Annotated in this window: 26 protein-coding genes; 14 read left to right on the plus strand and 12 right to left on the minus strand. The window is 70.8% G+C overall.

Annotated features, from left to right (window positions below):
* Window positions 1-33: 33 nt before the first annotated feature.
* From ACZ7NC_RS27145 to mce, 5 genes are all read right to left on the minus strand, one after another.
* Window positions 34-807 carry an ABC transporter permease gene (locus tag ACZ7NC_RS27145; RefSeq protein WP_471492027.1) on the minus strand — a complete coding sequence of 258 codons (774 nt, stop codon included), beginning with the start codon at window positions 805-807 and terminating at the stop codon, window positions 34-36.
* A 2-nt stretch (window positions 808-809) separates the two neighbouring features.
* Window positions 810-1,781 (minus strand): ABC transporter ATP-binding protein, encoded by a 972-nt coding sequence (locus ACZ7NC_RS27150; RefSeq protein ID WP_471492030.1) that lies wholly within the window; start codon window positions 1,779-1,781, stop codon window positions 810-812.
* Between the two features lie 86 nt (window positions 1,782-1,867).
* Entirely contained in the window at window positions 1,868-2,806 is a 939-nt protein-coding gene (locus ACZ7NC_RS27155; RefSeq protein WP_471492032.1) for a cellulose-binding protein, read from the minus strand.
* A gap of 183 nt (window positions 2,807-2,989) precedes the next feature.
* Window positions 2,990-6,838, minus strand: coding sequence for a polarized growth protein Scy (gene scy / locus ACZ7NC_RS27160; RefSeq protein WP_471492034.1), 3,849 nt, complete (start codon window positions 6,836-6,838; stop codon window positions 2,990-2,992).
* 211 nt (window positions 6,839-7,049) lie between these two features.
* Window positions 7,050-7,490 carry a methylmalonyl-CoA epimerase gene (mce, locus tag ACZ7NC_RS27165; RefSeq protein ID WP_093906564.1) on the minus strand — a complete coding sequence of 147 codons (441 nt, stop codon included), beginning with the start codon at window positions 7,488-7,490 and terminating at the stop codon, window positions 7,050-7,052.
* Between the two features lie 149 nt (window positions 7,491-7,639).
* Between mce and ACZ7NC_RS27170 the strand changes: the two genes are divergently transcribed.
* The 3 genes from ACZ7NC_RS27170 (at window position 7,640) to ACZ7NC_RS27180 (ending at window position 11,454) form a co-directional block, all read left to right on the plus strand.
* Window positions 7,640-8,842 (plus strand): acetyl-CoA C-acetyltransferase, encoded by a 1,203-nt coding sequence (locus ACZ7NC_RS27170; RefSeq protein WP_471492036.1) that lies wholly within the window; start codon window positions 7,640-7,642, stop codon window positions 8,840-8,842.
* A 51-nt stretch (window positions 8,843-8,893) separates the two neighbouring features.
* Entirely contained in the window at window positions 8,894-9,850 is a 957-nt protein-coding gene (gene meaB, locus ACZ7NC_RS27175) for a methylmalonyl Co-A mutase-associated GTPase MeaB (protein ID WP_471492037.1), read from the plus strand.
* A gap of 362 nt (window positions 9,851-10,212) precedes the next feature.
* A complete protein-coding gene (locus ACZ7NC_RS27180; RefSeq protein ID WP_471492039.1) occupies window positions 10,213-11,454 on the plus strand; it encodes an MFS transporter in 1,242 nt (413 codons plus the stop codon).
* A gap of 10 nt (window positions 11,455-11,464) precedes the next feature.
* On the opposite strand, the gene ACZ7NC_RS27185 is transcribed toward ACZ7NC_RS27180, so the two are convergent.
* The gene (locus tag ACZ7NC_RS27185; protein ID WP_471492040.1) at window positions 11,465-12,061 is read right to left on the minus strand and encodes a PepSY domain-containing protein; all 597 of its coding nucleotides are present in this window, start codon (window positions 12,059-12,061) and stop codon (window positions 11,465-11,467) included.
* Between the two features lie 142 nt (window positions 12,062-12,203).
* On the opposite strand from ACZ7NC_RS27185, the gene ACZ7NC_RS27190 reads away from it, so the two are divergent.
* Window positions 12,204-12,926 carry a response regulator transcription factor gene (locus ACZ7NC_RS27190; protein ID WP_471492042.1) on the plus strand — a complete coding sequence of 241 codons (723 nt, stop codon included), beginning with the start codon at window positions 12,204-12,206 and terminating at the stop codon, window positions 12,924-12,926.
* Window positions 12,923-14,329 carry a sensor histidine kinase gene (locus ACZ7NC_RS27195; RefSeq protein ID WP_471492043.1) on the plus strand — a complete coding sequence of 469 codons (1,407 nt, stop codon included), beginning with the start codon at window positions 12,923-12,925 and terminating at the stop codon, window positions 14,327-14,329. Before ACZ7NC_RS27190 ends, ACZ7NC_RS27195 begins: the two co-directional genes overlap by 4 nt.
* 28 nt (window positions 14,330-14,357) lie before the next feature.
* Here ACZ7NC_RS27195 and ACZ7NC_RS27200 read toward each other — a convergent pair whose 3' ends face one another.
* The 4 genes from ACZ7NC_RS27200 to ACZ7NC_RS27215 all read right to left on the minus strand — a co-directional run bounded on the left by ACZ7NC_RS27200 (window position 14,358) and on the right by ACZ7NC_RS27215 (window position 17,015).
* Window positions 14,358-14,834 carry a MarR family winged helix-turn-helix transcriptional regulator gene (locus ACZ7NC_RS27200; protein WP_471492045.1) on the minus strand — a complete coding sequence of 159 codons (477 nt, stop codon included), beginning with the start codon at window positions 14,832-14,834 and terminating at the stop codon, window positions 14,358-14,360.
* A gap of 102 nt (window positions 14,835-14,936) precedes the next feature.
* Complete coding sequence (locus tag ACZ7NC_RS27205) at window positions 14,937-15,734, minus strand: AIM24 family protein (RefSeq protein WP_471492047.1); 798 nt, start codon at window positions 15,732-15,734, stop codon at window positions 14,937-14,939.
* The gene (locus ACZ7NC_RS27210) at window positions 15,731-16,381 is read right to left on the minus strand and encodes an AIM24 family protein (RefSeq protein WP_471492050.1); all 651 of its coding nucleotides are present in this window, start codon (window positions 16,379-16,381) and stop codon (window positions 15,731-15,733) included. Before ACZ7NC_RS27210 ends, ACZ7NC_RS27205 begins: the two co-directional genes overlap by 4 nt.
* A gap of 1 nt (window position 16,382) precedes the next feature.
* Window positions 16,383-17,015: an AIM24 family protein gene (locus ACZ7NC_RS27215; RefSeq protein ID WP_471492138.1), complete on the minus strand. Its 633-nt coding sequence runs from the start codon at window positions 17,013-17,015 to the stop codon at window positions 16,383-16,385.
* Between the two features lie 189 nt (window positions 17,016-17,204).
* On the opposite strand from ACZ7NC_RS27215, the gene ACZ7NC_RS27220 reads away from it, so the two are divergent.
* From ACZ7NC_RS27220 to ACZ7NC_RS27260, 9 genes are all read left to right on the plus strand, one after another.
* The gene (locus ACZ7NC_RS27220) at window positions 17,205-17,549 is read left to right on the plus strand and encodes a DUF3817 domain-containing protein (protein ID WP_471492052.1); all 345 of its coding nucleotides are present in this window, start codon (window positions 17,205-17,207) and stop codon (window positions 17,547-17,549) included.
* A complete protein-coding gene (locus tag ACZ7NC_RS27225) occupies window positions 17,546-17,842 on the plus strand; it encodes an MTH1187 family thiamine-binding protein (RefSeq protein ID WP_471492054.1) in 297 nt (98 codons plus the stop codon). The genes ACZ7NC_RS27220 and ACZ7NC_RS27225 overlap by 4 nt, the downstream gene beginning before the upstream one ends.
* A 249-nt stretch (window positions 17,843-18,091) precedes the next feature.
* Window positions 18,092-19,201 (plus strand): SchA/CurD-like domain-containing protein, encoded by a 1,110-nt coding sequence (locus ACZ7NC_RS27230; RefSeq protein WP_471492057.1) that lies wholly within the window; start codon window positions 18,092-18,094, stop codon window positions 19,199-19,201.
* A gap of 45 nt (window positions 19,202-19,246) precedes the next feature.
* Window positions 19,247-19,711 (plus strand): cupin domain-containing protein, encoded by a 465-nt coding sequence (locus ACZ7NC_RS27235; protein ID WP_471492059.1) that lies wholly within the window; start codon window positions 19,247-19,249, stop codon window positions 19,709-19,711.
* Window positions 19,708-20,979: a beta-ketoacyl-[acyl-carrier-protein] synthase family protein gene (locus tag ACZ7NC_RS27240; RefSeq protein WP_471492061.1), complete on the plus strand. Its 1,272-nt coding sequence runs from the start codon at window positions 19,708-19,710 to the stop codon at window positions 20,977-20,979. Before ACZ7NC_RS27235 ends, ACZ7NC_RS27240 begins: the two co-directional genes overlap by 4 nt.
* Window positions 20,976-22,226, plus strand: coding sequence for a ketosynthase chain-length factor (locus tag ACZ7NC_RS27245; RefSeq protein ID WP_471492063.1), 1,251 nt, complete (start codon window positions 20,976-20,978; stop codon window positions 22,224-22,226). The genes ACZ7NC_RS27240 and ACZ7NC_RS27245 overlap by 4 nt, the downstream gene beginning before the upstream one ends.
* Before the next feature lie 37 nt (window positions 22,227-22,263).
* Window positions 22,264-22,530, plus strand: a complete 267-nt coding sequence (locus tag ACZ7NC_RS27250) for an acyl carrier protein (protein WP_471492065.1) — start codon at window positions 22,264-22,266, stop codon at window positions 22,528-22,530.
* A 1-nt stretch (window position 22,531) separates the two neighbouring features.
* The gene (locus ACZ7NC_RS27255; protein ID WP_328873888.1) at window positions 22,532-22,987 is read left to right on the plus strand and encodes an SRPBCC family protein; all 456 of its coding nucleotides are present in this window, start codon (window positions 22,532-22,534) and stop codon (window positions 22,985-22,987) included.
* Window positions 22,972-23,295: a TcmI family type II polyketide cyclase gene (locus ACZ7NC_RS27260; RefSeq protein WP_471492066.1), complete on the plus strand. Its 324-nt coding sequence runs from the start codon at window positions 22,972-22,974 to the stop codon at window positions 23,293-23,295. The genes ACZ7NC_RS27255 and ACZ7NC_RS27260 overlap by 16 nt, the downstream gene beginning before the upstream one ends.
* Window positions 23,296-23,372: 77 nt before the next feature.
* Here ACZ7NC_RS27260 and ACZ7NC_RS27265 read toward each other — a convergent pair whose 3' ends face one another.
* Both ACZ7NC_RS27265 and ACZ7NC_RS27270 read right to left on the minus strand, forming a co-directional pair.
* Entirely contained in the window at window positions 23,373-24,338 is a 966-nt protein-coding gene (locus tag ACZ7NC_RS27265) for an amidohydrolase family protein (RefSeq protein ID WP_471492068.1), read from the minus strand.
* Between the two features lie 62 nt (window positions 24,339-24,400).
* On the minus strand, window positions 24,401-26,032 hold the full coding sequence (locus tag ACZ7NC_RS27270; RefSeq protein ID WP_471492070.1) for an FAD-dependent oxidoreductase: 1,632 nt from the start codon (window positions 26,030-26,032) through the stop codon (window positions 24,401-24,403).
* Window positions 26,033-26,173 lie beyond the last annotated feature (141 nt).

A 26,173-nucleotide genomic window follows, 5' to 3' on the forward strand; every position in this document is an offset into this window, starting at 1 on the left:
CCTCGCGCCGACGGTTCCCCCTCGTGCATCTCGCTAGGCGTCCCGTTTCTTGAGCGTGAGATAACCGCCGGCGAGCGCTGCGGCCACCCACAGCGCCATGATGCCGAGCCCGCCCCAGGGGCCGTACGGCTTGTCGTCGTCGATCGGAGTGACCACCTGCATGATTCTGCTGCCGGCCTGGTCGGGCAGATAGCGGCCGATCTTCTCGGTGGCCGAGACGTTGCCGAGGATGTTGGAGACCAGGAAGAAGAACGGCATCAGGATGCCCAGCGACAGCATCGGCGAGCGCAGCATCGCCGCGACGCCCATCGAGAACATCGCGATGAGGGTCATGTAGAGCCCGCCGCCGATCACCGCCCGCAGCACACCCGGGTCGCCGATCTGCGCCTTGTGCTCGCCGAGCATCGCCTGTCCGAGGAAGAAGGTGAGGAAGCTGGTGGCCAGGCCGACCGCGAGCGACAGGCCGGTCGCCACCGCGATCTTGCCGAACAGGAAGGTGCCGCGCTGCGGCACGGCGGCCAGCGAGCTGCGGATCATGCCGGTGCTGTACTCGTTCGAGACGACGAGCACCCCGAACACGATCATCGCGAGCTGACCGAGGCCCATGCCGGCGAAGCTGATGAAGGTCGGATCGAAGGACAGCCGGTCCTGCCGGCTCATGTCGTCGAACTCGTTCTTCGACAGGGCCGAGATCAGCATGCCGAGCGCGACCGTGACGACCACGGCCAGCGACAGCGTCCACACGGTGGATGCCACGGACCGGACCTTGGTCCATTCGGAGCGGATGACCTGGGTGGTGACCGCCATGCTCAGCTCCTCTTCCAGTCCTCGCCCCACGGCCGCTGCTGCGGCTGGGGCGGCGGGGGCGGCGGTGCGTCGGCGTGCGCGTGGTACTCCACCGACTCCGCGGTCAGCTGCATGAACGCCTCCTCCAGGGAGGCCTGTTGCGGGCTCAGCTCGTGCAGCACGATCTGGTGGCGCGCCGCCAGCTCCCCGATCACCTCGGACTTGCTGCCGTCCACCTCCAGCGTGCCGTTGCCCGTCTGTACTGCGGTGATCCCGCCCTGCTGCAGCACATCGAGCAGCCGCTCGCGCTGCGGGGTGCGGATACGGACGTACGACCGCGAGTTGCGTGCGATGAACTCGGCCATGGAGGTGTCGGCGAGCAGCCGCCCCTGTCCGATGACGACGAGATGGTCGGCGGTCAGGGCCATCTCGCTCATCAGATGGGAGGAGACGAACACGGTCCGGCCCTGCGCGGCAAGGGACTTCATCAGGTTCCGGATCCAGTGGATGCCCTCGGGGTCGAGCCCGTTGACCGGCTCGTCGAACATCAGGATCCGCGGATCGCCGAGCAGCGCGCCCGCGATGCCGAGCCGCTGGCCCATGCCCATCGAGAAGCCCTTGGTCTTCTTCTTGGCGACGGCGGTCAGCCCGACCGTCTCCAGCACCTCCCGCACCCGGCTGCCCGGAATGCCGTTGCTCTGCGCGAGGCACAGCAGATGGTTGTAGGCGCTGCGCCCGCCGTGCCAGGCCTTGGCCTCCAGCAGGGCGCCGATGTAGGTCAGCGGGTCCTTGAGCTGGTCGTAGTGCTTGCCGTCGATACGGACGTCGCCGGCGGTGGGCCGGTCGAGGCCCAGGATCATGCGCATGGTGGTCGACTTGCCCGCGCCGTTCGGGCCCAGGAAGCCCGTGACGATGCCTGGTCTGACGGCGAACGTCAGGTTGTTGACCGCCACCTTCTCGCCGTACCGCTTCGTCAGCCCCTCGAGCTCGATCATGCCGCCCACGCTAAAACGGGACAAAGCCCTCTGCCACCCCAGTGGCAGAGGGCTTTGCGAAAATTCAACAGCCGTGCGCCGGATCGTTACCGGGACTGCTGGGCGGGCACCCCACGGGTGATCGGCTCGTCCTCGGTGGCGGGCGCGCCGGTCGCGGCGACCGCGGCACCGGTGAGGGTCGCCAGCATCTCGCGGACGTTCGTCAGCTGAGCGTTGATGCTGTCGCGGCGGTTGGTGAGGGCCGCGAGCTCGCGCTCGGATTCCGAACGGATGCGGTCGGCCTTGGCGTTGGCGTCGGCCACGATGTCCTCGGCCTGGCGCTGAGCCGTCTCCACCGTCTGGCGGGCACGGCGCTCGGCGTCGGTGCGCAGCTTCTCGGCCTCCAGGCGGAGCTGCTCCGCGCGGTGCTCGATCTCCGCGAGGCGCTTCTCGGCCTTGGCCTGACGGGACGCCAGGTCCCGCTCGGACTGCTCGCGGCGCTTGGCGAGGTTCGTCTCGAAGTCGGCGGCGGCCTGCGCGGCCTTGGCGCGGGTCTCCTCGAAGAGAGCGTCGGCCTCCTCACGCTTGGACTGTGCGTCCTTCTGAGCCTCGGAGCGCAGCTGCGAGGCGTCGCTCTTGGCCTTCTCGACGATCCGGACGCCTTCGTCCTCGGCCTTGGCCTTGCGCTCCGCAGCGAACGATTCTGCGTCGTTGCGGACCTGCTGGGCTGCCGACTCGGCGAGCTCGCGGTGCTGCTCGGCGGCGCGGCGGGCCTCCTCGCGCAGATCCTTGGCCTCTTCCTCGGCGAGGCGGAGGATCTTCTCGACACGCGCGCCGAGACCGGCGTACGACGGCTCAGCGTCGGTTACCTGGGCCTGGGCGTTCTGCGTTTCGAGGTGGAGCTCCTCGATGCGCTTTTCCAGAGCGGTGATGCGGGCGAGAGCGCTGTCACGGTCGGAGACGAGCTTGGAGATTCGTTCGTCCACCTGAGCGCGGTCGTACCCACGCCGCACAAGCTCGAAGCCGTAGGGGGAAGTGTCGCTCATGGGGTTCCTGTCGAATGAGACCGGTGAGGTGATAAGTGGAATCCTAGGGGCCGAAGCGGTGTGTCATCGAGCGGATACGTGTTTGATCTGGAGAATGAGACCCCTTTTGAGTGGCTAACCGTCGGACGGCTTGCCAAAAACTGGGTCAAAGGCCCCAGGAGACACTGGAACCCGCTCGACACGCTAGCCGTCTGACGACTTGCCACCCGATCGGGGTGCTCCGACTGTCGCACCCGCCTTGACTCCGCCGTCCTTGCCGCCGGCCGGCGCCTCGAAGGATTCAAGCGCCTCCAGGACGTCCTGGACCCGGGAGATCTCGGCGTTGATGTCCTCGCGGCGCCGCACCAGGACCTCCAGCTCGCGCTTGCCCTCCTCGACCGTGCGCTTGGCCTCGCGGATCGCCTCGGCCTTGAGCTCCTCGGCCTCCTTGATGAGCGAGGACCGCTTCTGCTCGGCCTCCTTCAGTAGGCCCTCGGCCTTCTTGACGGCGGCGATACGGACCTTGCCGGCCTCGGAGTTGGCCTCCGACACCAGCTCCTTGGCCTTCGCCTGGGCCTTGGCGAGCTGTTCCTCGGCGGCCTTGATGAGGGCGTCGCAGCGGTCGCCGGTCGACTTCATCGTCTCGGCGGACTCGCGGCGGGCGCGCTCGTGCAGCTTCTCGATCTCGCTAGTGATGCGGTCGCGCAGCTCCTCCGCGCGCTCCCTGATCGCGGTGGCGTCCCGGCGGGCGCCGACGAGCAGCTCGTCCGCGTCCGTACGGGACTTCTCCACCAGCGAGTTGCCCTCGACCGTCGCCTCGGAGACCAGCCGGTCGGCCTCCTTGCGGGCGGCGCCGACCATGGTGTCGGCCTGCGCCTCGGCGTCCGCGGTCGTCTTGTGCGCCTGCGCCTGCGCCTCGGTGAGCAGCTTGTCGGCCTCGGCCGTGGTCTCCGTGATGAGCTTGTCGACCTGCTCGGCCACGTCCTGGCGCCGCTTGTGTGCGTCCTTGCGGGCCTCGTCGAGGGTGCGCTCGGCCTCCTCGCGCGCGGCCGTCACCAGCCGCTCGGCCGCCGCGGCCGCCTCGGCCTTGACGCGCTGGGACTCGCTGCGGACCCGCTCGGCGTGCTGCTGCGCCGACCCGACCGTCTCCGCGGCCTCGGCGCGCAGCCGCTCCGCCTCCGACGAGGCGTCCCCGACCAGCTTCTCGGCCTTGGCGAGCGCCTCGGTGCGCACCCGGTCGGCCTCGGCGACCGTCTCCGACTGGAGCCGCTCCGCCTCGGAACGCGCCTCGGTGATGAGGGTGTCGGCCTGCGTCGCCGCGTCCGAACGGATCCGGTTGGCGTCCTCGCGGGCGTCCGCCCGGGTGCGGGACGCGGCCTGCTCGGCCTCGGCGATCTTGTCGGAGGCCTCGGTACGGATCCGCTGCGCGTGCTCGGTGGCGTCCGACCGCAGCCGCTCCGCCTCGGCGATGGCCTCCCCGACGGTGCGCTCGGCGAGGGACTTGGCGGCGGCCGACTCCTCGTTCGCCTCGCGCCGGACGCGGCCCGCGTCCTCGCTGGCCCGCTCCCGCTCGGCGTAGGCGTCGGCGCGGACCCGGTCCGCCTCCTCCTCGGCCTCCCGGCGGGTACGGTCCGCCGCGTGCTCGGCGGCACTGCGCAGCCCGGAGATCTCCTCCTGGGCCTGCTCGTGCAGCCCCGACACGGAGTCGCGGACCTGCTGGGCGTGCTGCTCGGCGGCGGCGACCATCTCGGTGGCGCGCCGGTCGGCCTCCTCGACCAGCCGCACCGCCTCGGCCTGCGCCTCCTCCACGCGGTTGCGCGCGGAGGCCAGCAGCTCCTCGCTCTGCTCGCGGGCCCGCTCGCGCTCCTGGTCGGCCTCCTGGCGGGCGGTGCCGAGGTACTCCTCGGCCTCGCGGCGACGCCGGTTGGCCTCCTCCTGCGCGGCGGCCAGTGTCTCCGACGCCTCTGTCGCCAGCCGCTCGGCCGCGGCCTGCGCCTCCGCACGCACCCGGTCGGCGGTGTCCTGGGCCTCCGACTTCAGCCGCTCGGCCTCGGCCGCGGCCTCCGACCGCAGGCGTACGGCGATGGCCTCGCCCTCGGCACGGGACGCGGACGCGTCCGACGCGGCCTCGGTGCGCAGCCGGTCGGCCTCCTGCTCGGCCTGCTGCTGGAGCGTGCGGATCCGCTCGGCGGACTCGCCGCGCAGCCGGTCGGCCTCCTCGGCGGCCTCGCGCCGGATGCGGGCGGCCTCCTCGCGGGCGTCGGAGAGGGCCTGTTCGGCGGCGGTGAGGCGCTGTTCGGCCTCCGACTGCAGCCGCGTCAGCTCCTCGGCGGCTTCCGTGCGGCGGACCTCTATGGCCCGCTCGGTCTCCTCGTGCAGCTCCCGCGCGGCCCGCTCGGCGTCGGCCTTGATGCCCTCGGCCTGCTCGACGACCTCGTCGCGGTGCCGTTCGGCCTCCTGGCGGGTGCGCTGAAGGGTCTCCTCGGCCTGCCGGCGCAGCGTCGTCGCCCGCTCGATGGCCTCGGTGCGAACCTTCTCGCTGTCCGTCGTGGCCTTCTGGCGCAGCTCGTCCGCGTCCTGCCTGGCCTTGGACAGCAGCTCCTCGGCGGTCTTGGCCGCCTCCTCGATCTGCTGGACGGCCTCCCTACGGGCCTCCGCGCGGATCTTCTCGCCCTCGGCGACCGCCTCGGAACGCAGCTGCTCGGCCTCGCCGCGCAGCCGACGGGCCTCCTCCTGGAGTTCGACCGTCTTGGCGCGGTACTCCTTGGTGTCGTCCTTCGCCGCGCCCTTGAGCTGCTCGGCGATGTCATGCGCCTCGGAACGCAGCCGGTCCGCCTCGGCCTCGGCCTCCCTGCGGATCCGCTCGGCCTCCTCGGCCGCGGCCTTGGTGGTGTTCTGGGCGTCCTCCTGCGCCTTGTTGAGGACGTCCTCGGCCGTCTTGGCCGCCTTGGACAGCTGGGTCGCGCTCTCCTCGGCGGTGATCGTGCGGGCCTTCTCGGCGGCCTCGGCGACGATCTTCTCGGCCTCGGCGCGCGCGTCGGCGACGACCTGCTCGGCGTCCGACTTGGTGGACTCGGCCTCCTTGGTGGCCTCGCTGACCAGCCGGGCGACCTGCTCCTTGGCCGTCCGCATGCGCTGTTCGTTGGCCGACTCGGCGGTGGCCAGCGCCTTCTCGGCGGCCGCCTTGGCCTCGGTGACCAGCTTCTCGGCCTCGGACTGCGCCTTGCGCAGGGCCTCCTCGGCCTCCGACATGCGCTGCTCGGCGGCCCGGCTGAGCTCCGTGGCCTGCCGGCGGGCGGCGTCGGACTCCGTGACGGTGGAGCTGCGCAGCTGCTCGGCGTGGTCGGTGGCCTCCTGGGCCTGGGTGGAGGCGGCGTTCAGCAGCCGCTCGGCGTCCGTGCGGGCGCGGCGCAGGATCTGCTCGGCCTCGGTGCGGGCCTCCTCGGCCGCGCTGGTGAGCCGCTGGCGGGCCTCGCTGGTGAGCCGCTCGGCCTCGGCGCGGGCGGCCGCCATGGCCTGGTCGGCCTCGGCACGCGACTCGTCGAGGAGACGGCGGGCCTGCGACTCGCTGCGGGCCCGCAGCTGCTCGGCCCACGCCACGTTCTCGTTGACGTGCGACTCGACGGTCTGGCGGCGCTCGGCCAGCTCCTGGTCCAGCTGCTGGCGGCGGGTCACCGCCTCCTGGTGCAGCTCCGCCTGGAGCCGGGCGGCCTGCTCGGCGTGCTCCTGCAGGATCCGCTGGGTCTGCGCCCGGACCTGGCTGAGCTCACGCTCGGCGTCCTGGCGCAGCTGGTCCGCCTGGATCTGGGCATTGCGCAGCAACTGCTCGGCCTGATAGCCGATGTCGCCGCCGTCGAAGGCGGGCCGGGACATGATGGTCCGCCGCGCCTCGTGCAGCTTGGCGCGCAGCACCTCGACCTGGTAGCCGAGGTCCTCGGCGTGCTGGATCGCCTTCTCCCGCTCGGTCTTCAGCCGATCCATCTCGGCCTCGAACCGAGAGAGGTGGTCGACGTCAGCCGCCGGCTCTCGCTCCTGGCGTTCGTAGCCCCGCACTGCGCGGTCCCATCCGTCCCCTGGTCGCAAGTCTGGCCAAACGGGCTCCGTCCGTCCGCCGAACGGGGCCCCCGGGGAATGGTGTCAGATCAACGGCAGAGCCTGGGCTTGCTGCCCTGACGCTCGCCCCCCGAAACCCGGACCCCGGCATGCGGCCACCCCGAGTGGAGGAGCGACCGCCCCCAACCCTACCGGCCCATATGTACGAGGGTCAGTGCTCAGGTGACTCAACAGGTGCCGAAGTGACCAGTTCTGTCAGTACTCCATGGCAATCCTTCGGGTGCAGGAAGGTGATTCGTGACCCCATGGAGCCGCGCCGGGGCTCTTCGTACAGAACGCGTACGCCCTTGTCCTTGATGTCGGCGGCGTCCCCGTCCACATCCGCCGTACCGAAGGCGATGTGGTGGACACCCTCGCCGTTCTTGTCGAGCCACTTGGCGACGGTCGAGTCGGGGCGCGTGGGCTCGAGAAGCTGCAGGTAGGAGGCACCGCCGTCGGAGGTTTCGTTGATCTTGAGCATGGCCTCGCGGACGCCCTGCTCCTCGTTGACCTCGGAGTGGAACACCTCGAAGCCGTACGTGGCCCGGTAGAACTCGACGGTCTTGTCGAGATCGAAACAGGCGATTCCGATGTGGTCGATTCGCGTCAGCATGTTGTTCAGTGGAGCGCCACGGAGGTGGTTACGCAACGTGCGCGCGATCACACTGACGGGCCGGTGACGGCACGGAGTGCCACTCAGTACATTCGAAGTAAACCCTCGTTCACTCCTCGGCTGCTCAAGCTGGAAGGGGATCGCACCTCATGTCTTCGTCAAACGGCACGACCTCCGTGATCGTCGCGGGTGCTCGCACCCCGATGGGACGGCTCCTCGGCTCCCTCAAGTCCTTCTCCGGAGCCGACCTCGGCGGCTTCGCGATCAAGGCCGCCCTCGACCGTGCGGGGATCGGCGGCGACCAGGTGCAGTACGTGATCATGGGCCAGGTGCTCCAGGCCGGGGCAGGGCAGATCCCGGCGCGCCAGGCCGCGGTCAAGGCCGGCATCCCGATGAACGTCCCGGCGCTCACCATCAACAAGGTGTGTCTGTCCGGCCTCGACGCGATCGCGCTCGCGGACCAGCTGATCCGCGCCGGCGAGTTCGACGTGATCGTCGCGGGCGGCCAGGAGTCCATGACCAACGCCCCGCACCTGCTGCCGAAGTCCCGTGAGGGCTTCAAGTACGGCGCGGTGCAGATGATCGACGCGATGGCGTACGACGGTCTGACCGACTCCTTCGAGGGCGTCGCCATGGGCGAGTCCACGGAGAAGCACAACACCCGCCTCGGCATCCTGCGCCCCGAGCAGGACGAGATCGCCGCCCTGTCCCACCAGCGCGCGGCCGCCGCCCAGAAGAACGGCATCTTCGAGGCGGAGATCACCCCGATCGAGATCCCGCAGCGCAAGGGCGACCCGGTCCTCTTCAGCAAGGACGAGGGCATCCGCGGTGACACCACGGCGGAGTCGCTGGGCAAGCTGCGTCCGGCGTTCTCGAAGGACGGCACGATCACGGCGGGTTCGAGCTCCCAGATCTCGGACGGCGCCGCCGCGGTCGTCGTCATGAGCAAGGCCAAGGCGCAGGAGCTCGGCCTTGACTGGATCGCCGAGATCGGCGCGCACGGCAATGTGGCGGGCCCGGACAACTCCCTGCAGTCCCAGCCGTCCAACGCCATCCAGCACGCCCTGAAGAAGGAGGGCCTGGAGGTCTCCGACCTCGACCTGGTCGAGATCAACGAGGCCTTCGCCGCGGTGGCGGTGCAGTCAATGAAGGACCTCGGAGTGTCCACGGAAAGGGTGAACGTCAACGGCGGAGCCATCGCCCTCGGTCACCCGATCGGTATGTCGGGTGCGCGACTCGTCCTGCACCTCGCCCTGGAGCTGAAGCGGCGGGGCGGCGGCGTGGGCGCGGCCGCGCTGTGCGGTGGCGGCGGCCAGGGTGACGCGCTGATCGTGCGGGTACCCAAGGCCTGAACCGTCGCTACGTGATTCTCGGATCCACGTGATTCTCGGAACGGAGCTGTGATGCAGGACGTCTCCACACTCGTCGCCCAGGCGAGGGAGGGCCGGCCCCGGGCGGTCGCCCGACTGATCTCCCTGGTGGAGGGGGCGTCCCCGCAGCTGCGGGAGGTCATGGCGGCGCTGGCCCCGCTCACGGGCAACGCCTATGTGGTGGGCCTGACCGGCTCCCCGGGCGTCGGCAAGTCGACGTCCACCTCCGCCCTGGTCACCGCGTACCGCAAGCAGGGCAGGCGGGTCGGCGTCCTGGCCGTCGACCCGTCCTCGCCCTTCTCGGGCGGTGCCCTGCTCGGTGACCGGGTGCGGATGTCGGACCACGCCTCCGACCCCGGCGTCTACATCCGCTCGATGGCGACCCGGGGCCATCTGGGCGGCCTCGCGTGGGCCGCCCCGCAGGCGATCCGCGTCCTGGACGCGGCGGGCTGCGACGTGATCCTCGTCGAGACGGTCGGCGTCGGCCAGTCGGAGGTCGAGATCGCCTCCCAGGCCGACACGTCGGTCGTGCTGCTCGCCCCCGGCATGGGCGACGGCATCCAGGCGGCCAAGGCGGGCATCCTGGAGATCGGCGATGTCTACGTCGTCAACAAGGCCGACCGCGACGGCGCCGACGCCACCGCCCGCGAGCTCAACCACATGCTCGGCCTCGGCGAGTCCCGTGGCCCCGGCGACTGGCGCCCCCCGATCGTCAAGACGGTCGCGGCCCGCGCCGAGGGCGTCGACGAGATGGTGGAGGCCCTGGAGAAGCACCGGGCCTGGATGGAGGAGCGGGGCGTCCTGTCGGAACGCCGCCGCGCCCGCGCCGCCCGCGAGGTGGAGACCATCGCGGTCACGGCCCTGCGCGAACGCATCGCCGACCTCCACGGCGACCGCCGCCTCGGCGCACTGGCGGAGAAGATCGTCGCCGGGGAGCTGGATCCGTATCGGGCGGCGGACGAACTGGTGGCCGGGCTGACACGGGCCTGAACCCCCCTTCGCGCGGAGCGCCTTGAGGAGGCGGCTCGCCGGTGAGGCGGTGGTCCTCGACGCGGTCGACCCTGAGCGAGGCGCTCGGAGCGTGTGCGGCGGGGGGGATTTGCGCGGCCGGCTGGGCGGTCTGGGCGGCTCGCAGGTGTCGGCGCTTCAGGGAGTCGGGCAGGGAGGGGCTTCGCCTGGTTGGCTGCCGGGTCTTCGGCGTCGTCAACTCCGCGACTCCGCTGCTAGGTTGACCCACATGTACCTCCTCTTGGCGTAGGGCACGTCTCGCCCGCGCACGGTGTGCGGCCGTTCGGTCGTGACCGGCGTGGCGATCAGGCGTTCCCTTTTCCGCCTCGAGTCGAGGAATTTCCGTGTCTTCCACGTCTGTCGTGCGGCCTTCGTATGCCGCCGTTCTCCGCATTCCCCATGCCCGCCGCACCTTCGCCGCCGCCCTGCTCGGCAGGCTCTCGTACGGCGTCGCCCCGCTGTCGGTGATGCTCGCCGTGACCCGGGCTTCCGGGTCGTACGCGGTGGCCGGCATCGTCATGGCGCTGTTCTCCGGTACCAGCGTCTTCCTGTCGCCCGCCCGGGCGGCTCTGATCGACCGTTACGGGCCGCGGCGCGCGCTCGTGCCGATGGTCGCGGCACACACCTCGCTGCTCGGACTGCTGGCGGTGCTCGTCTGGCGGCCGGGTGCCGCGTCGGCGTTCGTCCTCGGTGCCGTGGCCGCCGCCGCAGGCACCTGTACTCCGCCGCTCGGGCCCACCATGCGGGCCGTGTGGGGGCGGCTGGCGCCGGACCGGGCGCTGATGCAGCGGGCCTACAGTCTCGACGCCGTCGCGGAGGAACTGCTCTTCGTCTCGGGGCCGTTGCTGGTGGGCGTGCTCGTCGGGTTCGCCCCACCGGCGGTCGGCGTCCTCGTCGGGGCGGGGCTGATGGTGGCGGGGACGGCCGGGTTCGTGTCGTCGCCCGTCGTGCGCGGGGTGCCGGCCGGTGGGCGCGAGGCGGGGTCGTCCGCAGCAGGGCGGCGGGTGCTGCGCGGCCTCGGGCGGCCGGTGATCGCCGCGGCCGGGGTCGGGCTCGCGCTGGGCGTGGTCGATCTGCTGGTCGTGGCCTTCGCGGAGGGGCATGGCCACGGCGGTGGCAGCGCGGCCTGGGTGCTGGCCGCCCTGTCCGCCGGAAGCGCCGTCGGCGGCCTGCTCAACGGTGCCGTCGCGTGGCGGGCCTCCACCGGGCGGCGGCTGTCGGCGCAGGCGGCCGGACTGGGGCTGGCGCTGTGCGGGGCCGGGCTGGCCCAGGGGCTGGGCACCCTCGCCGTGGCGGTCGCGGTCGCCGGTGTCTTCGTGTCCCCGTTGATCACCACCGCGTACCTCATCGCCGACGAGACCGCCGCGCCCGAGGCCCGCGTCCAGGCCGGGGCCTGGGTCAACACGGCCGTCAACGCGGGCGGTACGGCCGGTGCCGCCGCGGCCGGCGTGCTGGCCGGATGGCTGCCGGCAGGGGTGTGCTTCGCGGTGACCGGTGCGGTGCTGCTGCTGACGGCGGTGGCCGTGGCGCGGGGTGCGGGTGCGGGACGCGAGAGGGGTACGGGATCTCCCGTACCCCTCGTGTGACGGCCCGGCGTCAGTCGTCGGCGCCGGCGCCGTCGCGGTCGTCGTGGTCCTGGGTGACCTTGCCCGTCTTGAGGTCGACCTTCCACTCGCCCTTCGTGGTCTCCACGCTCCAGGCGGCGGGGCCGTCGTCGTCCAGGTCGACGTCGGTGACGGTGCCCTTCGCCGCCACGGTCTCGGCGGCCTCGCGGGCGTCGACGCTCGTGCCCTTCAACGCGGCGAGGTCCTCGCGGGCGTCGTCATCGTCGTCGCGCTGGGCGCCGAGGACCTTGCCGTCGCTCGCGGAGACCCGCACCTCCTGGTCGGTGCCGTCGCCCTTGACGACGCTCACCTCCCAGGTGTCCGAACCGTCGTCGTCCAGGTCGGCGGAGACGGCCGTGCCCGGCGTGTGCTGCAGCGCGGCCGCGATGGCGTCGGTGGCGGTGACCTTGGCGGGGGCGGCCTCCGAACGGACCTCGGTGCCGTCGTCGTCCCGGTGGTCGGCGACCTTCACGCTCGACTGCCGTTGCGTGGGCGCGCTGTCGTCGCCACCGGCCGCGTAGGCCGCGACGGTACCGCCCCCGATCAGGGCCGCTGCGGCGACGGTGGCGATGACGATGTTGCGCTTCATCCCGGTTCCTCCCAGGTCGTTTTCGTGCCGAGTCGTTTTCGTTTCGACTTCGTTCGACGCGGATCAATCTGCCGAACCGACGCTGAGAGGAACCTGAAGGACCCTGAAGAGATCTTCAGCTTCGCTTTGCCAGGCTGTACGCATGCGCCCGCCCGTCGCCCACCACCACCCTGCTCGAGACGCTTCGCGTCGCCCCTTTCGATTCTTGATCGTGGAGGACGAGAAGCGGCTGGCCCTGTCGCTCGCCAAGGGGCTGACGGCCGAGGGATACGCCGTGGACGTCGTCCACGACGGCCGTGAGGGGCTGTACCGGGCCTCGGAGGGGTCGTACGACCTCGTGATCCTCGACATCATGCTGCCCGGCATGAACGGCTACCGCGTCTGCTCCGCCCTGCGCGCCGCCGGCCACGACGTGCCGATCCTGATGCTCACCGCCAAGGACGGCGAGTACGACGAGGCCGAGGGGCTGGACACCGGCGCCGACGACTACCTCACCAAGCCGTTCTCGTACGTCGTCCTGGTCGCCCGGGTCAAGGCGCTGCTCCGGCGCGGCGGACAGGGCGCCGGTGCCTCTCCCGTGCACGTCCACGGCGACCTCAAGGTCGACACCGCCGCCCGCCGGGTGTTCCTCGGCGACGGTGAAGTGACGCTCACCACCAAGGAGTTCGCCGTCCTGGAGCAGCTCGTGACGCGGGCCGGCGAGGTCGTGTCCAAGGCCGAGATCCTGGACCACGTCTGGGACTTCGCGTACGAGGGTGATCCCAACATCGTCGAGGTGTACATCAGCACCCTGCGGCGCAAGCTGCGCGCCGGGCTCATCCGGACGGTGCGCGGCGCCGGGTACCGGTTGGAGAAGGAGCGATGAGAAGGCTGTTCGGGTCGGTCCGGTCGCGGGCCACGCTCGGCGCCACCCTCGTCGTCGCCGTGGCGCTGCTCGCGGCGGGGGCAGCGGTGCTGCTGTCGCTGCGGTCCAACCTGATCGACCAGGCGGGCAACGAGGCGGAACGCACGGCGCAGAACGTCGTCGCCCAGCTCGCCGCCGGGAAGGCCCACGACCAGCTGGACCTGGACGACGAAAGCCCCGTCCAGGTCGTCGACGAGGACGGAACGCTGGTCGCGGCCAGTGACGACCTGGAGCGGATCAGCGGCACGGCCACCGACGCCGTGAAGCCACGGACGCGGACGGGCGGCACGGGCGCCGCAGCCGGCACGGATGAAGAGCAGGAAGAACAGGACCAACCCGGCGAGATCGGCGAGGGAACCGAGTTCACGAACGGCTCCGCGACGATCGACGGCGACACCGCCGACTACCGCTTCGCCGCCGTCCCGGTGGAGGCCGGCGACCGGGGGCAGCTCACCGTCTACGCCGGAGGTTCGCTGGACGCCGAGCAGAGCGCCGTGGGCACCGCGCTCACCGTCATGCTGATCGGCTTCCCGCTGCTGCTCGCCGTCGTCGCCGGCGTCACCTGGCTGGTCACCCGGCGTGCTCTGCGCCCGGTCGAGGGCATCCGCAGCGAGATGGCCGCGATCACCGCGTCCGAGGACCTCGCGCGCCGGGTGCCGGTGCCGGGCACGCACGACGAGGTCGCCCGCCTCGCGCTGACCACGAACGAGACGCTGGCCGCCCTGCAGACCTCGGTGGAACGCCAGCGCCGGTTCGTCGCCGACGCCTCGCACGAGCTGCGCAGCCCGATCGCGTCCTTGCGCACCCAGCTGGAAGTGGGCACCGCGCACCCCGAACTGCTCGACCTCGACGGCGCCGTGGAGGACACCGTACGACTCCAGGACCTCGCCTCCGACCTGCTGCTGCTGGCCCGCCTGGACGCGGGGGAGCGGCCCGGCGACACCCGGTTCGACCTGGGCGCGCTGGCCCGGAAGCAGGCCGAGGGGCGGGCGGACGTGACGGTTCGGGCGCAGGCCGTGGCGGTGGTCGGCTCGCGGGGGCAGGTCGGGCGGGTGCTCACCAACCTGCTGGACAACGCCGAGCGGCACGCCCGTTCGGCGGTCACCCTGACCGTCCGGGAGGAGGGGGCCTGGGCCGTCGTGGCCGTCGCCGACGACGGGGACGGGGTGGCCGAGGCGGACCGGGAGCGGATCTTCGAGCGGTTCGTACGGCTGGACGAGGCCCGTAGCCGCGACGACGGTGGCGCGGGTCTGGGTCTGGCCATCGCGCGGGACGTGGCCGTACGGCACGGTGGCACGCTCACCGTGGGCCGGGCACCGGCGGGCGGAGCCCTGTTCGAACTCCGCCTGCCGCAGGCTCGCTAGGCTGCCGGGTTCGCCGGGGTCGCCGGGGTCACGGACGGCCGCGCTGACCGCGCAGGTGCTCCGCGATCGGCTTGAGGGCCTTGTCGAGCTCGGTCAGGGCGTCGGGGGACAGCAGATCGATGAAGTGCCTGCGCACGGACGCCACATGGTGTGGCGCGACCTTCCTCATCGTCTCCATGCCGTGGTCGGTGAGGACCGCGAACAGCCCGCGACGGTCGGACTCGCAGTTCTCACGCCGGACCAGGTTCGCGTTCTCCATCCGGGTGATCTGGTGGGAGAGGCGGCTTTTGGACTGGAGGGTGGCGGCTGCGAGATCGCTCATCCGCATCCGTACGTCCTCCGACTCGGAGAGGTTCACCAGGATCTCGTAGTCGTTCATCGTCAGGCCGAACGGCTGCAAGTCCTTCTCGAGCTGGTACGTCAACAGCCTGTTGACCTCCAAGTGGGTGCGCCAGGCGCACTGCTCCGCATCGGTCAGCCAGCGTGTGGCCGTCTCGGTCTCCATGAATGAAGTCTACCTAAGAAGTTGAAAGGCGAACTAGTGAGGGGTTTTCTGTGACCCAGCCGTGTGCGCACACGTTCGATGTCACACTCCGCAGACTACCGCTCACAGCCCGAAGCGACGCTGGAGGTCTCCCAGCTGTCCGGGAAGGCGCGGTACCCCGGCCGGTTGTGAAGGGCCTGTGTGCGACCCTCCGGAACCAGGCACTCCGGCGTCCGGCGGAACCGCCCCCCTGGCCTGCTCCGCCATGAGGGTCTCGGTCGACTGGAGCAGGACGGCGCCGGCCCCGACGAACTCGAACTGATGCTCCTCTCCGGAGGCCCCGCCCAGGCCCGTCACTGCACGTAGACCGCCCATCACGCCGGTCATGTAGCCATGGTCGTAGTGATGGCACGGGGAGGGGCAGTCGGCCCAGCCGACGAGTGCCTGCGGGTCCACCCGGATCGGGGGTTCCATGAACACCACCGGACCGTTAGATGCGGCCACGAACTTTCCGGTTCCGATCAGCGTCAGAAAACCCGGCACGATCGACTGCTTGAGGGCAAGACTTGGCTGAAAAGCGAGCAGGTTGCCGGAGCGAATGGTCAGGTTGCCGTTTTCCAGGTCGTACGAGTTCACGTCGAATGCCCGGTCTGCCAGCAGCATCTTGCCGGAGCCCTCCGCCACGACCCAGTCGCTCGCGTGCAGAGGCGAATGAAAGGACGTACGGACAAGTCGGTCGAGTCGGCCGTGCCCGATGCCGTTGAAGTCGATCGAGCCGTAGTAGGCGATCATCTTCCCCTTCTGCAGGAACCACTGGCTCCCCTTGAGCTCCACGCAGAAGGTGTAGGAGTTGACGTTGTCGTCGGAAGGCAGCGTCATGGGGTCGTACACGGTGGGACCCGCGCCCGGGTAGTGGCTCACAGCTTCTCCTCCGACGCCTGGACGTAGACGGCACCGTTGCCGCTGAGCTCCAGCTGGAAGGCCTCGCCGGAGCCGCGACCCACCATGTCGCGCCAGCCGAGCGCGGTGGACAGCTTGTTGCGTACGTCGCCGTGGTGGGCGACGTAGGCCTGGGGGTCGACGTGGACGGGGCGCTGCGGGGTGATCGGGATCTCGAAGACGCCGCCGTGGGCCATGACCGCCACGGCCCCGTGCCCCTTCAGGGTGGTCGTGAACAGCCCCTGCCCGCTGATCTGTCCCCGGACCATGCCCATGACCCCGCCCTGCGAGCCGAGGAACATCGTGCCCTGCTGGAGGGTGCCCTCGAAGGCCAGGAGGCGGTCCGCCTCGACGCAGAGGGTGTCGCCGGCGAGGCTGATCACCTGGACGTGGTGGCCGCCGTGCCCGAAGAGCACGGTGCCGCTGCCCTCGACCGTCATGAGCGGGGTGTCCTCGTTGGCCACCCGGCGGCCGATCATCGACATGATCCCGCCCTGGCCGCCGGCCATGTTCGGGGTGAAGGAGACCTCGCCCTTGTAGGCGAGCATCGCGCCGCGCTGGCTGAACAGCTTCTGGCCGGGCATGACCGTCGCCTCGACCATCTTGGAGTTGATCTCGCGGAAGGTCATGTCACACGTCCCCCGCGATCGTGTTCCGCTCGCTCGGCTGTACGTACACCAGGCCGTCCCCCTCGAACCGGATCTGGAAGGCCTCGCCGCCGCCCTCGCCCATCAGCGTGCGGAACGTCACACCGGACTGGAAGGACTGCCGCAGGTTCCCCTGGTGGGCCACATACGCCCCCGGGTCGACCGTCAGCGGATACTGCCCGCTGACCCGCAGCACCACGGCCGGGCCGTCCGACATGATCGCCGCCTGTCCGTGCCCCTCGACGGTGGTCGTGAACAGGCCGTTGCCCTGCGAGGCGCCGCGCAGTCCCGTGAAGGACGTGCCGGTGCGCAGCCCGGCGTCGGTCGCGAGCAGGTTGCTCGACTCGACGTAGAGCTTGTCGCCCTGGAGGTTCACCAGGTTGATCTCGGAGGCGCGGTCCGCGAACCAGCACGTCCCGTGCCCCTTCACCTCCATCACCGTCATCTGCTCACCGGTGAGCCGCCGGGTCACCATGCCCCGGATGCCCTCACCGCCGCCGCTCATCTTCTTGAAGGCCATCTGCCCGTCGTACGCGACCATCGAGCCGTTCTTCGCCTTCACGGCGTCCCCGGTCATGTCGACGGCGAGCACCTTGCTGCCCTGGAGTCGGAACATCGCCACGCAGCGAAGGTAGCCGCCGGTGCCTGCCGCCAACAGATCCCAGAGACGGACTTCACCCCTGACGGGACCCCGAGCCGCACCCACCCCCGGCGTTTGCCACAATGGACGGACGCTTGTGCCTTGGTTCACAAGCTGAGCGAGCCGACCGACGTCACTCCCACCGAAACCCACCGAAGGTGACCCGTGGACATCAAGACCGCCACCGCCCTCCGCCGCCTCCGTCTCGTCTCGGCCCCCGAGGCGGTGTCGTTCCTGCTCCTGCTCGTCTGCTCGGTGCTGAAGCGGACCACGGACTTCAACGCGGTGCCCGTGATGGGCATGGTCCACGGTGTGCTCTTCGTCCTGTACGTGATCTTCTGGGCGGACGCCTGGAACCGCGCGAAGTGGCCGCTGCAGACCGCCGCGCTCTACTTCCTCCTCTCCGTCCTGCCGACCGGCGGCTTCTTCGCCGAGCGCAAGCTCAAGCGCGAGGCCGAGGACGCGGTCATCGCCTCCCGGGCCCGCAAGGAAGGAATCGTGGGCGCATGATCGTCGCCTTTTCCGTGACGCCGCTCGGTGTCGGCGAGGACGTGGGGGAGTACGTCGCCGAGGCCGTCCGCGTGGTCCGCGAGTCGGGCCTGCCCAACCGCACCGACGCGATGTTCACCTCGATCGAGGGCGACAGCTGGGACGAGGTCATGGATGTCGTCAAGCGCGCTGTCGCCGCCGTGGAGGCACGGGCACCGCGGGTGTCCCTGGTGCTCAAGGCGGACATCCGCCCCGGCGTGACGGACGGGCTCACCTCCAAGGTGGAGACAGTGGAGCGGCACCTCGCCCAGTAGGAGTGCAAGTTCCCGTGGGGAGCGGGGACTTTGAAGGCGCCCTCGACCGCGAGGGCGCCTTTCGCGTCCTCCGGCTGTGCTCGCGCGAGCGCATTCCGGCCTGTCCGACGGGCAGTTCCCTCAATTGGCCCGCATTTCTCGCGGAGCCCAAGGCCCTGACCCACGATGAAGGCTCAGGGCCGAAACCCGCGTTCGCGCTGGTGGACAGGGACGGCCGCCGCTTGCTCCCGCGAAGGAAGGGTCTGCCGGATGACCACTTCGCCCTACACGTCGCAGTCGGCGTTCGACGGCTCCAGGATGCGCGTCCTCCTGCTCGTCGACCTCCACGAAGGCGCGCAGCAAGAGTTCCTGGACGCATACGAGCAGATGCGTGACCGAGTCGCCTCGGTTCCCGGTCACCTCGGTGACCAGTTGTGCCAGTCCGTGGAGAACCCCTCCCAGTGGGTCATCACGAGCGAATGGGCGACCGCCCCGCCGTACCTCGCCTGGGTGAACAGCGAAGAGCATCTCGAGACGGTCCGGCCGCTGCAGAACTGCGTCCGTGAGCTCCGCTCGATGCGGTACGGCGTGGTCCGCGAAACCGGCGGCGACCGCCCCCGGGCCGGCGCGCTCCAGTCGGCCGTACGGGTGGGCGACGGCGTGATCCGCCACGCCCTGACCTTCACCGTGAAGCCCGGCTCCGAGTCCAAGGTCGCGGAGATCCTCGCCGGCTACGCCCCGCCCGAGGCCCGCGTCGACGACACCACGCGGCTGCGCCGCACCACCCTGTTCATGCACGGCAACCGCGTCGTGCGCACGGTCGAGGTGGAGGGCGACCTGATGGCCGCCCTGCGCCACGTCTCACGCCAGCCCGAGGTGCGGGCCGTCGAGGAGGCCATCAACCCGTACCTGGAGCAGGACCGCGACCTCTCCGACCCCGAGTCCGCGCGGACCTTCTTCATCCGTGCCGCCATGCCGCCCGTCCACCACGTGGCGCGCGGCGGCCCGGAGCCGTCCGACATCCGGCGGCACGCCCTCTACTACCCGGCCAAGGAGGGCTGCGGGATGGCGCTGGCCCGGCATCTCGCCCGGCAGGACGAGGCAGCCGCGGCCGACCCCGCGTCCCCCGTGCACCGCAGCACCGTCTTCCAGCGCGAGGACATCGTCGTCCGTCTCATCGACGTACAGGGCGATCCCGAGACCGACCCGGTCATGGCGCTCGGCATCCACGGCCCGAGGAAGGCCGCCGTACTGGCCCGGCTGCTCGACGGCGCCGCGCTCGGCGTCACCGGACGGCTCACCGGCGAACGGGTCGCCAACCGCCTCCTGGCGCACGCCGACATGGCGCTGATCACCGACCGCAGGGCTGCGCAGTCCTGACGGCGCAGGGACCACCACCTCACCGACCGACCTGGAGACAGAACCATGGACAAGATGCGCCCGCGCGTCGTGGACCTGAACGAGATCGAGCCCAACCGCAAGCGCGGTGGCGACCTGCGCACCCTGCTCACCCCTGTCACGGTGGGCGCCACGAGCGGCTTCATGGGCCTGGCCATCATGCGGCCCGGCGAACGCATCAGCGAGCACTACCACCCGTACTCCGAGGAGTTCGTGTACGTCGTCGAGGGCCGGCTGGAGGTGGATCTGGATGGCGAAACGTTTCCCCTCCGTGCCGACCAGGGCCTCATGATCCCCATCGACATGCGGCACCGCTTCCGCAACGTCGGTGACGAGGAGGCCCGGATGGTCTTCCACCTGAGCCCGCTGGCGCCCAAGCCGAGCCTCGGCCACGTCGACACGGAGGCTCCGGAGATCAGCGACGACATCAAGCCGTACCCGCTGGTCCAGGAGGAGGGTGCGCAGCCGGAACGCCCAGGGGTGCTGTCATGACCCGGCGCGTGGCGGTGACCGGCATAGGTGTGGTCGCCCCCGGCGGGACAGGGGCCCAGGCGTTCTGGGACCTGCTGTCCAACGGCCGTACGGCGACCCGCGGCATCACCCTGTTCGACCCCGAGGGCCTGCGCTCCCGGATAGCCGCCGAGTGCGACTTCGACCCCCTCGCGCACGGCCTGGACGCCGAGGTCGTCGAACGCGCCGACCGGTACATACAGTTCGCGCTCGTCGCCGCGCAGGAGGCCGTGGCCGACAGCGGTGTCGACTTCGCCGCCGAGAATCCCTGGCGGGTCGCCGTGTCCCTGGGCAGCGCGGTGGGCGGCACGACCCGCCTCGAGCACGACTACGTCCTGGTCAGCGAGCGCGGTCGGCGCTGGGACGTCGACCACCACGCCGCCGAGCCCCAGCTGCACCGGGCGTTCTCGCCCAGCACACTCGCGGCCGACGTCGCCGAACGGTTCGGCGCCCAGGGCCCGGTGCAGACCGTCTCCACCGGCTGCACCTCCGGACTCGACGCCGTGGGCTACGCCTTCCACACCATCGAGGAGGGCCGCGCCGACGTCTGTCTCGCCGGGGCGTCCGACTCCCCGATCTCCCCGATCACCATGGCCTGCTTCGACGCCATCAAGGCGACATCGCCCAACAACGACGACCCGGAGCACGCCTCCCGCCCCTTCGACGCGCACCGCGACGGCTTCGTGATGGGCGAGGGTGCCGCCGTCCTCGTACTGGAGGAGCTGGAGCACGCCCGGGCGCGCGGCGCGCACATCTACTGCGAGATCAGCGGCTACGCCACCTTCGGCAACGCCTACCACATGACCGGTCTGACCAGCGAGGGCCTGGAGATGGCCCGCGCCATCGACGACGCCCTCGCCCACGCGCGCGTGGACCCCACGGAGATCGACTACGTCAACGCGCACGGCTCGGGCACCCGCCAGAACGACCGGCACGAGACCGCCGCCGTCAAGAAGTCGCTGGGCCCGCACGCCTACGAGACGCCCATGAGCTCCATCAAGTCCATGGTGGGCCACTCGCTCGGCGCGATCGGCGCGATCGAGGTCGTCGCCTGTGTGCTCGCGCTGGCCCGGCAGGTGGTGCCGCCGACGGCGAACTACGAGACCCCGGACCCCGAGTGCGACCTGGACTACGTACCGCGCACCGCTCGCTCCCGCCGGCTCGACAACGTGCTCTCCGTGGGCAGCGGCTTCGGCGGGTTCCAGTCCGCGGTGCTCCTGACGGGGCCGAGTGGGAGGAGACGACGATGAGTGGTCCACGCGTCCGGCACACCGCCGTCACGGGCATCGGTGTGGTCGCCCCCAACGGCCTGCACGCCGACACCTACTGGAAGAACGTCAAGGAGGGCGCGAGCGTCCTCGACCGGGTCACCCGCGAGGGCTGCGAGCATCTGCCGCTCCGCGTCGCGGGCGAGGTCCGCGGCTTCGACCCGTCGGCGCTGATCGAGGAGACCTTCCTCGTCCAGACCGACAAGTTCACCCACTTCGCGCTGGCCGCAGCCGACGCCGCCCTGACGGACGCCGGACTGAGCAAGTCCGCCTGGGTCGACGCGCCGTACTCCGTCGGAGTCGTCACCGCGGCCGGGTCCGGCGGCGGCGAGTTCGGCCAGCGGGAACTGCAGAAGCTGTGGGGAGAGGGCTCCCGGTTCGTCGGGCCCTACCAGTCCATCGCGTGGTTCTACGCGGCCAGCACCGGCCAGATATCCATACGCAAGGGCTTCAAGGGCCCCTGCGGGGTGGTGGCCAGCGACGAGGCGGGCGGCCTGGACGCCGTCGCGCACGCCTCCCGTGCCGTGCGCCGGGGGACCGACGTGGTCGTGGTCGGGGCGGCCGAGGCGCCGCTCGCCCCGTACTCGGGCGTCTGCCAGCTCGGCTACGCCGAGCTCAGCACCGAGGCGGACCCGGCCCGCGCCTACCGCCCCTTCACCTCGGCGGCCTGCGGCTTCGTGCCCGCCGAGGGCGGTGCCGTGCTGGTCGTGGAGGACCTGGACCGGGCCCGGCGGCGGGACGCGGTGGTCCGCGCCACCGTGGCCGGACACGCGGCCACCTTCACCGGCGCCTCGCGCTGGGACCGGTCACGGGAGGGGCTCGCGCAGGCCATTCGCGGCGCCCTGGACGAGGCCGGCTGCGCACCGGAGGAGATCGACGTGGTCTTCGCCGACGCCATGGGCGTGCCCGAGGCGGACCGGGCCGAGGCCCTCGCCCTCGCCGACGCCCTCGGCCCGCACGGCACCCGCGTGCCGGTCACGGCACCCAAGGCCGGCATCGGGCGGTCGTACTGCGGGGCGCCCCTGCTGGACAGCGTGGCCGCGGTGCAGGCCATGGAGCACGGGCAGATACCGCCGACGCCGGGCGTCTTCGACATCTGTCACGACATCGACCTGGTGACCGCCACGGCCCGCCCGGCCGAACTGCGTACGGCCCTGGTCCTCAGCCGGGGGCTCATGGGCTCCAACGCGGCGCTCGTCCTGCGCCGGGGTTCCGGATCCGCCGCATAGAACGACTCCGCCGCACAGAACGACAAGGAGAACCCTCATGACCACCGAAGTGAACCAACTGACCGTCGGGGAACTGGCGGCGCTGATGAAGAAGGCCGCCGGTGTGACCGTCGACCCGCAGGACCTCGAACGCCGTGCGGACGCCCCCTTCGCCGACTTCGGGCTGGACTCGCTCGGCCTGCTCGGCATCGTGGGCGAGCTGGAGAACCGGCACGGCCGGGCGCTGCCCACCGACGCGGAGCGCTGCAAGAGCCCCCGCGCCTTCCTCGACCTGGTCAACGGCGTACTGACGACGGGAGCCTGACGTGGCTGGACACACCGAGAACGAGATCACCATCGCCGCTCCCGTCGACCTCGTCTGGGACATGACGAACGACCTGGAGCGCTGGCCCCAGCTGTTCAGCGAGTACGCCTCCTGCGAGGTGCTGTCCCGCGAGGGCGACACGGTGACCTTCCGCCTGACCATGCACCCCGACGAGAACGGCAAGGTGTGGAGCTGGGTCTCGGAACGGGTCGCCGACCGCGAGAAGCTCGTCGTGCGCGCCCGCCGGGTCGAGACCGGCCCCTTCGAGTACATGAACATCGTGTGGGAGTACGAGGAGACCCCGGCCGGCACCCGGATGCACTGGACGCAGGACTTCGCCATGAAGCCCGACGCCCCGGTCGACGACGCCGGGATGACGGACATCATCAACCGCAACTCGCCCATCCAGATGGCCCTCATCCGCGACCGGGTGGAGGCGGCATGCACCACGCACTGATCGTCGCCAGGATGGCCCCGCAGTCGGCCAAGGACATCGCCGGCGTCTTCGCGGACTCCGACCGCGGCGAGCTGCCGCACCTCGTCGGGGTGACCCAGCGCTCCCTGTTCCAGTTCGGCGATGTGTACATGCACTTCATCGAGGCCGAGCAGGACCCGGGACCCGCCATCGCGAAGGTGGCCGGGCACCCCGAGTTCGTCGACATCAGCCGCAGGCTGGAGGCGTTCGTCAGCCCGTACGACCCTCAGACCTGGCGGAGTCCGAAGGACGCGATGGCCCGGTGCTTCTACCAGTGGCGGAAGGACTGACCGAGGAAGCCGCCCGAACGAAATGGGCCGCCGCCCGCGCTGACCGAGCGCGGGCGGCGGCCTTCACCTGCGTACGGCTACGACCGGGCGAGCCCCGGCATCAGCCGCAGCGCGTTCTCCCGGTTGATGCCCTGGAGTTGCTCCTCCGAGAGGAAGGGGTCGCTGTCCAGGGCCGGCGTCACGCTGTCGATGAGGACCTGTGCGGGCGTAGGCGGCCAGTCGGTGCCGAAGAGGATGCGGTCGGGGTCGACCGTCGCCAGCAGGGTGGGCGTGGCCGAGGGGGACATGGGGCCGGCCGTGTCGAAGTAGAACCGGTGCAGATAGTCACGGACCCGGGCGGGCTCGACCGGCGGATCGATCCGCCCGCCGAAGAGTTCGAGCCGGGTGGCCATGTAGGGGAGGAAGCCCCCTCCGTGCGGCAGGATGAAGCTGAGGTTCGGATAGCGGTCCAGGGTGCCGTTCCTGATGAGGTTGATGGCCGCGCGGGTGGTGTCCAGCAGGAAGTCGCACACGAAGGGCGGCATCCCCGGCAGCCCCGGGGCACCGTCCTTCCCGGCCGGTACGTCCATGGGGTGCGTGCTGATGACCGCCGAGCGCTCGTTGAGCTCCTGGAGCAGACGGTCGTGCGACTCGTCGCCGAGGAAGACGCCGTCCATGCTCGTGCGCGTGCTCACCCCGATGGCACCGAGCTCGTCCAGGCCGTACCCGACGCTCCACGAGGACAGTTCCAGGTCGTCGAGGAAGATCGGGGTGAAGAACGCGAAGCGCGCGGGGTTGGCCTCCACGACGTCGGCCGCCGCCCGCAGGGCGACGCGCGCGCTCTCCTGGCGCTCGGCGCGCTCACGCAGCCGGCCGAGCATGGCCACGGTCATGACGGAGGTGCCGATGCCCGTCTTGTCCATGATCTCCAGCGCCGCCGTCAGGTCCCAGCGCGTCCACCAGGGCAGCTTCTCGCGGTTGACGACACCTCGTTCCTCCGCCCAGTCCAGCCAGGCGGGGGCGGTGAAGTGATGGTGGACGTCGATGCGTCCGGCAAGGGTCATGGCAACGTCCTCGTCGCTCGGTGGGGGTGGGTGTGGGGGGACAGCGGGTTCCCATCGGGGGTTCAGTCGCGGCAGAGCACGCTCTGCAGCACGTTCGTCAGGACGCGGTCGGCGTCCGGCATCGCGGCGTCCGCACGCCAGGCGACGAATCCGTCGGGGCGTACGAGCACGGCACCGTCCTCGGCCGTGCCGTGCAGCTCGGCCCAGTCGGCGTCCGCGTCGGGGGCGAGGTCGTGGTCGGGGCCCGTGCCCACGAGATACGCCTCGACCGGGACACCCAGGTTGCCGGCGGCCTTCTCCACGGCGGCCCGCCACTTCTGCCCGCCGGACCCGGCGAGCAGTACGAAGGAACGCTCGTACAGGTCGAGTGTGGAGATCCTGGTGTCCCCTCGCATGACCCACATATGGGGTGCCCGGCTGCCCGGTTCGCCGCCCAGCCGGAACGTGTCGGGGACGATCGGCCGCTCCGGCGGGACACCCACCACGGCGTTCGAGGCGTACCGGTAGCACAGGGCGACGGTCATCAGGTCCGCCGGGTCGTTGTTGCGTCCGGCGGCCGGGCTGAATCCCGGGTGCTGTTCGTCGGCCGCCTGTACGCACGCCCGGGTGCCGGTCGCAAGGGCGACGGGCCGGCGTTCGAGCTCGTAGCTGTCGAGCAGCGAGGGGCGGGCCCAGCCGCGCAGCACCGCCGCCAGTTTCCAGGCGAGGTTGTGGGCGTCCTGGATCCCGGTGTTGGAGCCGAACGCCCCGGTGGGCGGCATCTCGTGGGCCGAGTCGCCGGCCAGGAAGACCCGGCCCTCGCCGTAGCTGTCGGCGACCCGCTTCGAGGCGTGCCAGGGTGCCTTCCCGGTGATCTCGACGTCGATGTCCGGTACGCCGACGGCGGCGCGGATGTGCGCGGCCAGCCGCTCGTCGGTGAAGTCCTCCAACTCCTCACGCCGGTCGGGGTGCCAGGGAACGTGGATCACCCAGCGCTCCTCGTTGTCCACCGGCAGCAGGGCGCCCTCGCCCTGGGGGTCGGTGACGTAGCAGACGACGAATCGTTTCTCTCCGACGTGGTTCTTCAGCGCCCTGCTGCGGAACGTGACGCTGACGTTGTGGAACAGCTCGCCCGGACCCGACTGACCGATCCCCAGGTCATTGCGGATGGGGCTGCGGGGCCCGTCGGCGGCCACCAGGTACTCGGCGTTCACGTCGTAGGTCTCGCCGGTGTCCCGGTTCCTGACCCGGGCCGTCACTCCGTCGCCGTGCTCCGTGAAGGAGAGCAGCTCCGTGCTGAAGCGGATGTCGGCCCCCTGCTCGCGGGCGTACTCCAGCAGCACCGGTTCGAGATCGTTCTGGCTGCACAGGCACCAGTCGGAGGAACTCACCCGGGAGATGTCCATGCCGCCGGAGATGTCCCCGATGATCCAGCGGCGCTGCTCGCCGGTGAGGGTGTCCACCTGGAGGATGCCGTCGTTGCCGGCGAGCACACGGGCCGCGTCCCGGATGCGTGACTCAAGGCCGGCCGTCCGGTAGATCTCCATCGTGCGCACGTTGTTGCCGCGGCCACGCGGGTGCGTCGAAGTCGCGGCATGGCGTTCCACGAGCATGTGCTCGATTCCCAGGCGCCCCAGGAAAACCGAAGTGGAAAGACCCACCAGGGATCCGCCGACGATGAGGACTGGTACAGATTCCGCTTCGTGTCCGCTCACGTCGACGATGTTTACCAAGCCTGACTGCCACACACACGTCGTCCGGCGACCCGACCCATATGGCGCAGCGCCGTTTGCGGCGCCCCGCGGCCCGGGAAACGGTGGCACTGATCACGGAAAATCACGCCGACCCGGGGACCA

Source organism: Streptomyces sp. NPDC111802 (assembly GCF_055634335.1).

Excerpts from the sequence above, each read along its gene's own strand:
- ACZ7NC_RS27145 (WP_471492027.1), bottom strand. The coding sequence starts at position 807 with ATGGCGGTCACCACCCAGGTCATCCGCTCCGAATGGACCAAGGTCCGG.
- ACZ7NC_RS27150 (WP_471492030.1), bottom strand. The coding sequence starts at position 1,781 with ATGATCGAGCTCGAGGGGCTGACGAAGCGGTACGGCGAGAAGGTGGCG.
- ACZ7NC_RS27155 (WP_471492032.1), bottom strand. The coding sequence starts at position 2,806 with ATGAGCGACACTTCCCCCTACGGCTTCGAGCTTGTGCGGCGTGGGTAC.
- mce (WP_093906564.1), bottom strand. The coding sequence starts at position 7,490 with ATGCTGACGCGAATCGACCACATCGGAATCGCCTGTTTCGATCTCGAC.
- ACZ7NC_RS27170 (WP_471492036.1), top strand. The coding sequence starts at position 7,640 with ATGTCTTCGTCAAACGGCACGACCTCCGTGATCGTCGCGGGTGCTCGC.
- meaB (WP_471492037.1), top strand. The coding sequence starts at position 8,894 with ATGCAGGACGTCTCCACACTCGTCGCCCAGGCGAGGGAGGGCCGGCCC.
- ACZ7NC_RS27185 (WP_471492040.1), bottom strand. The coding sequence starts at position 12,061 with ATGAAGCGCAACATCGTCATCGCCACCGTCGCCGCAGCGGCCCTGATC.
- ACZ7NC_RS27190 (WP_471492042.1), top strand. The coding sequence starts at position 12,204 with ATGCGCCCGCCCGTCGCCCACCACCACCCTGCTCGAGACGCTTCGCGT.
- ACZ7NC_RS27195 (WP_471492043.1), top strand. The coding sequence starts at position 12,923 with ATGAGAAGGCTGTTCGGGTCGGTCCGGTCGCGGGCCACGCTCGGCGCC.
- ACZ7NC_RS27200 (WP_471492045.1), bottom strand. The coding sequence starts at position 14,834 with ATGGAGACCGAGACGGCCACACGCTGGCTGACCGATGCGGAGCAGTGC.
- ACZ7NC_RS27210 (WP_471492050.1), bottom strand. The coding sequence starts at position 16,381 with ATGACCTTCCGCGAGATCAACTCCAAGATGGTCGAGGCGACGGTCATG.
- ACZ7NC_RS27215 (WP_471492138.1), bottom strand. The coding sequence starts at position 17,015 with ATGTTCCGACTCCAGGGCAGCAAGGTGCTCGCCGTCGACATGACCGGG.
- ACZ7NC_RS27225 (WP_471492054.1), top strand. The coding sequence starts at position 17,546 with ATGATCGTCGCCTTTTCCGTGACGCCGCTCGGTGTCGGCGAGGACGTG.
- ACZ7NC_RS27230 (WP_471492057.1), top strand. The coding sequence starts at position 18,092 with ATGACCACTTCGCCCTACACGTCGCAGTCGGCGTTCGACGGCTCCAGG.
- ACZ7NC_RS27235 (WP_471492059.1), top strand. The coding sequence starts at position 19,247 with ATGGACAAGATGCGCCCGCGCGTCGTGGACCTGAACGAGATCGAGCCC.
- ACZ7NC_RS27240 (WP_471492061.1), top strand. The coding sequence starts at position 19,708 with ATGACCCGGCGCGTGGCGGTGACCGGCATAGGTGTGGTCGCCCCCGGC.
- ACZ7NC_RS27245 (WP_471492063.1), top strand. The coding sequence starts at position 20,976 with ATGAGTGGTCCACGCGTCCGGCACACCGCCGTCACGGGCATCGGTGTG.
- ACZ7NC_RS27250 (WP_471492065.1), top strand. The coding sequence starts at position 22,264 with ATGACCACCGAAGTGAACCAACTGACCGTCGGGGAACTGGCGGCGCTG.
- ACZ7NC_RS27260 (WP_471492066.1), top strand. The coding sequence starts at position 22,972 with ATGCACCACGCACTGATCGTCGCCAGGATGGCCCCGCAGTCGGCCAAG.
- ACZ7NC_RS27265 (WP_471492068.1), bottom strand. The coding sequence starts at position 24,338 with ATGACCCTTGCCGGACGCATCGACGTCCACCATCACTTCACCGCCCCC.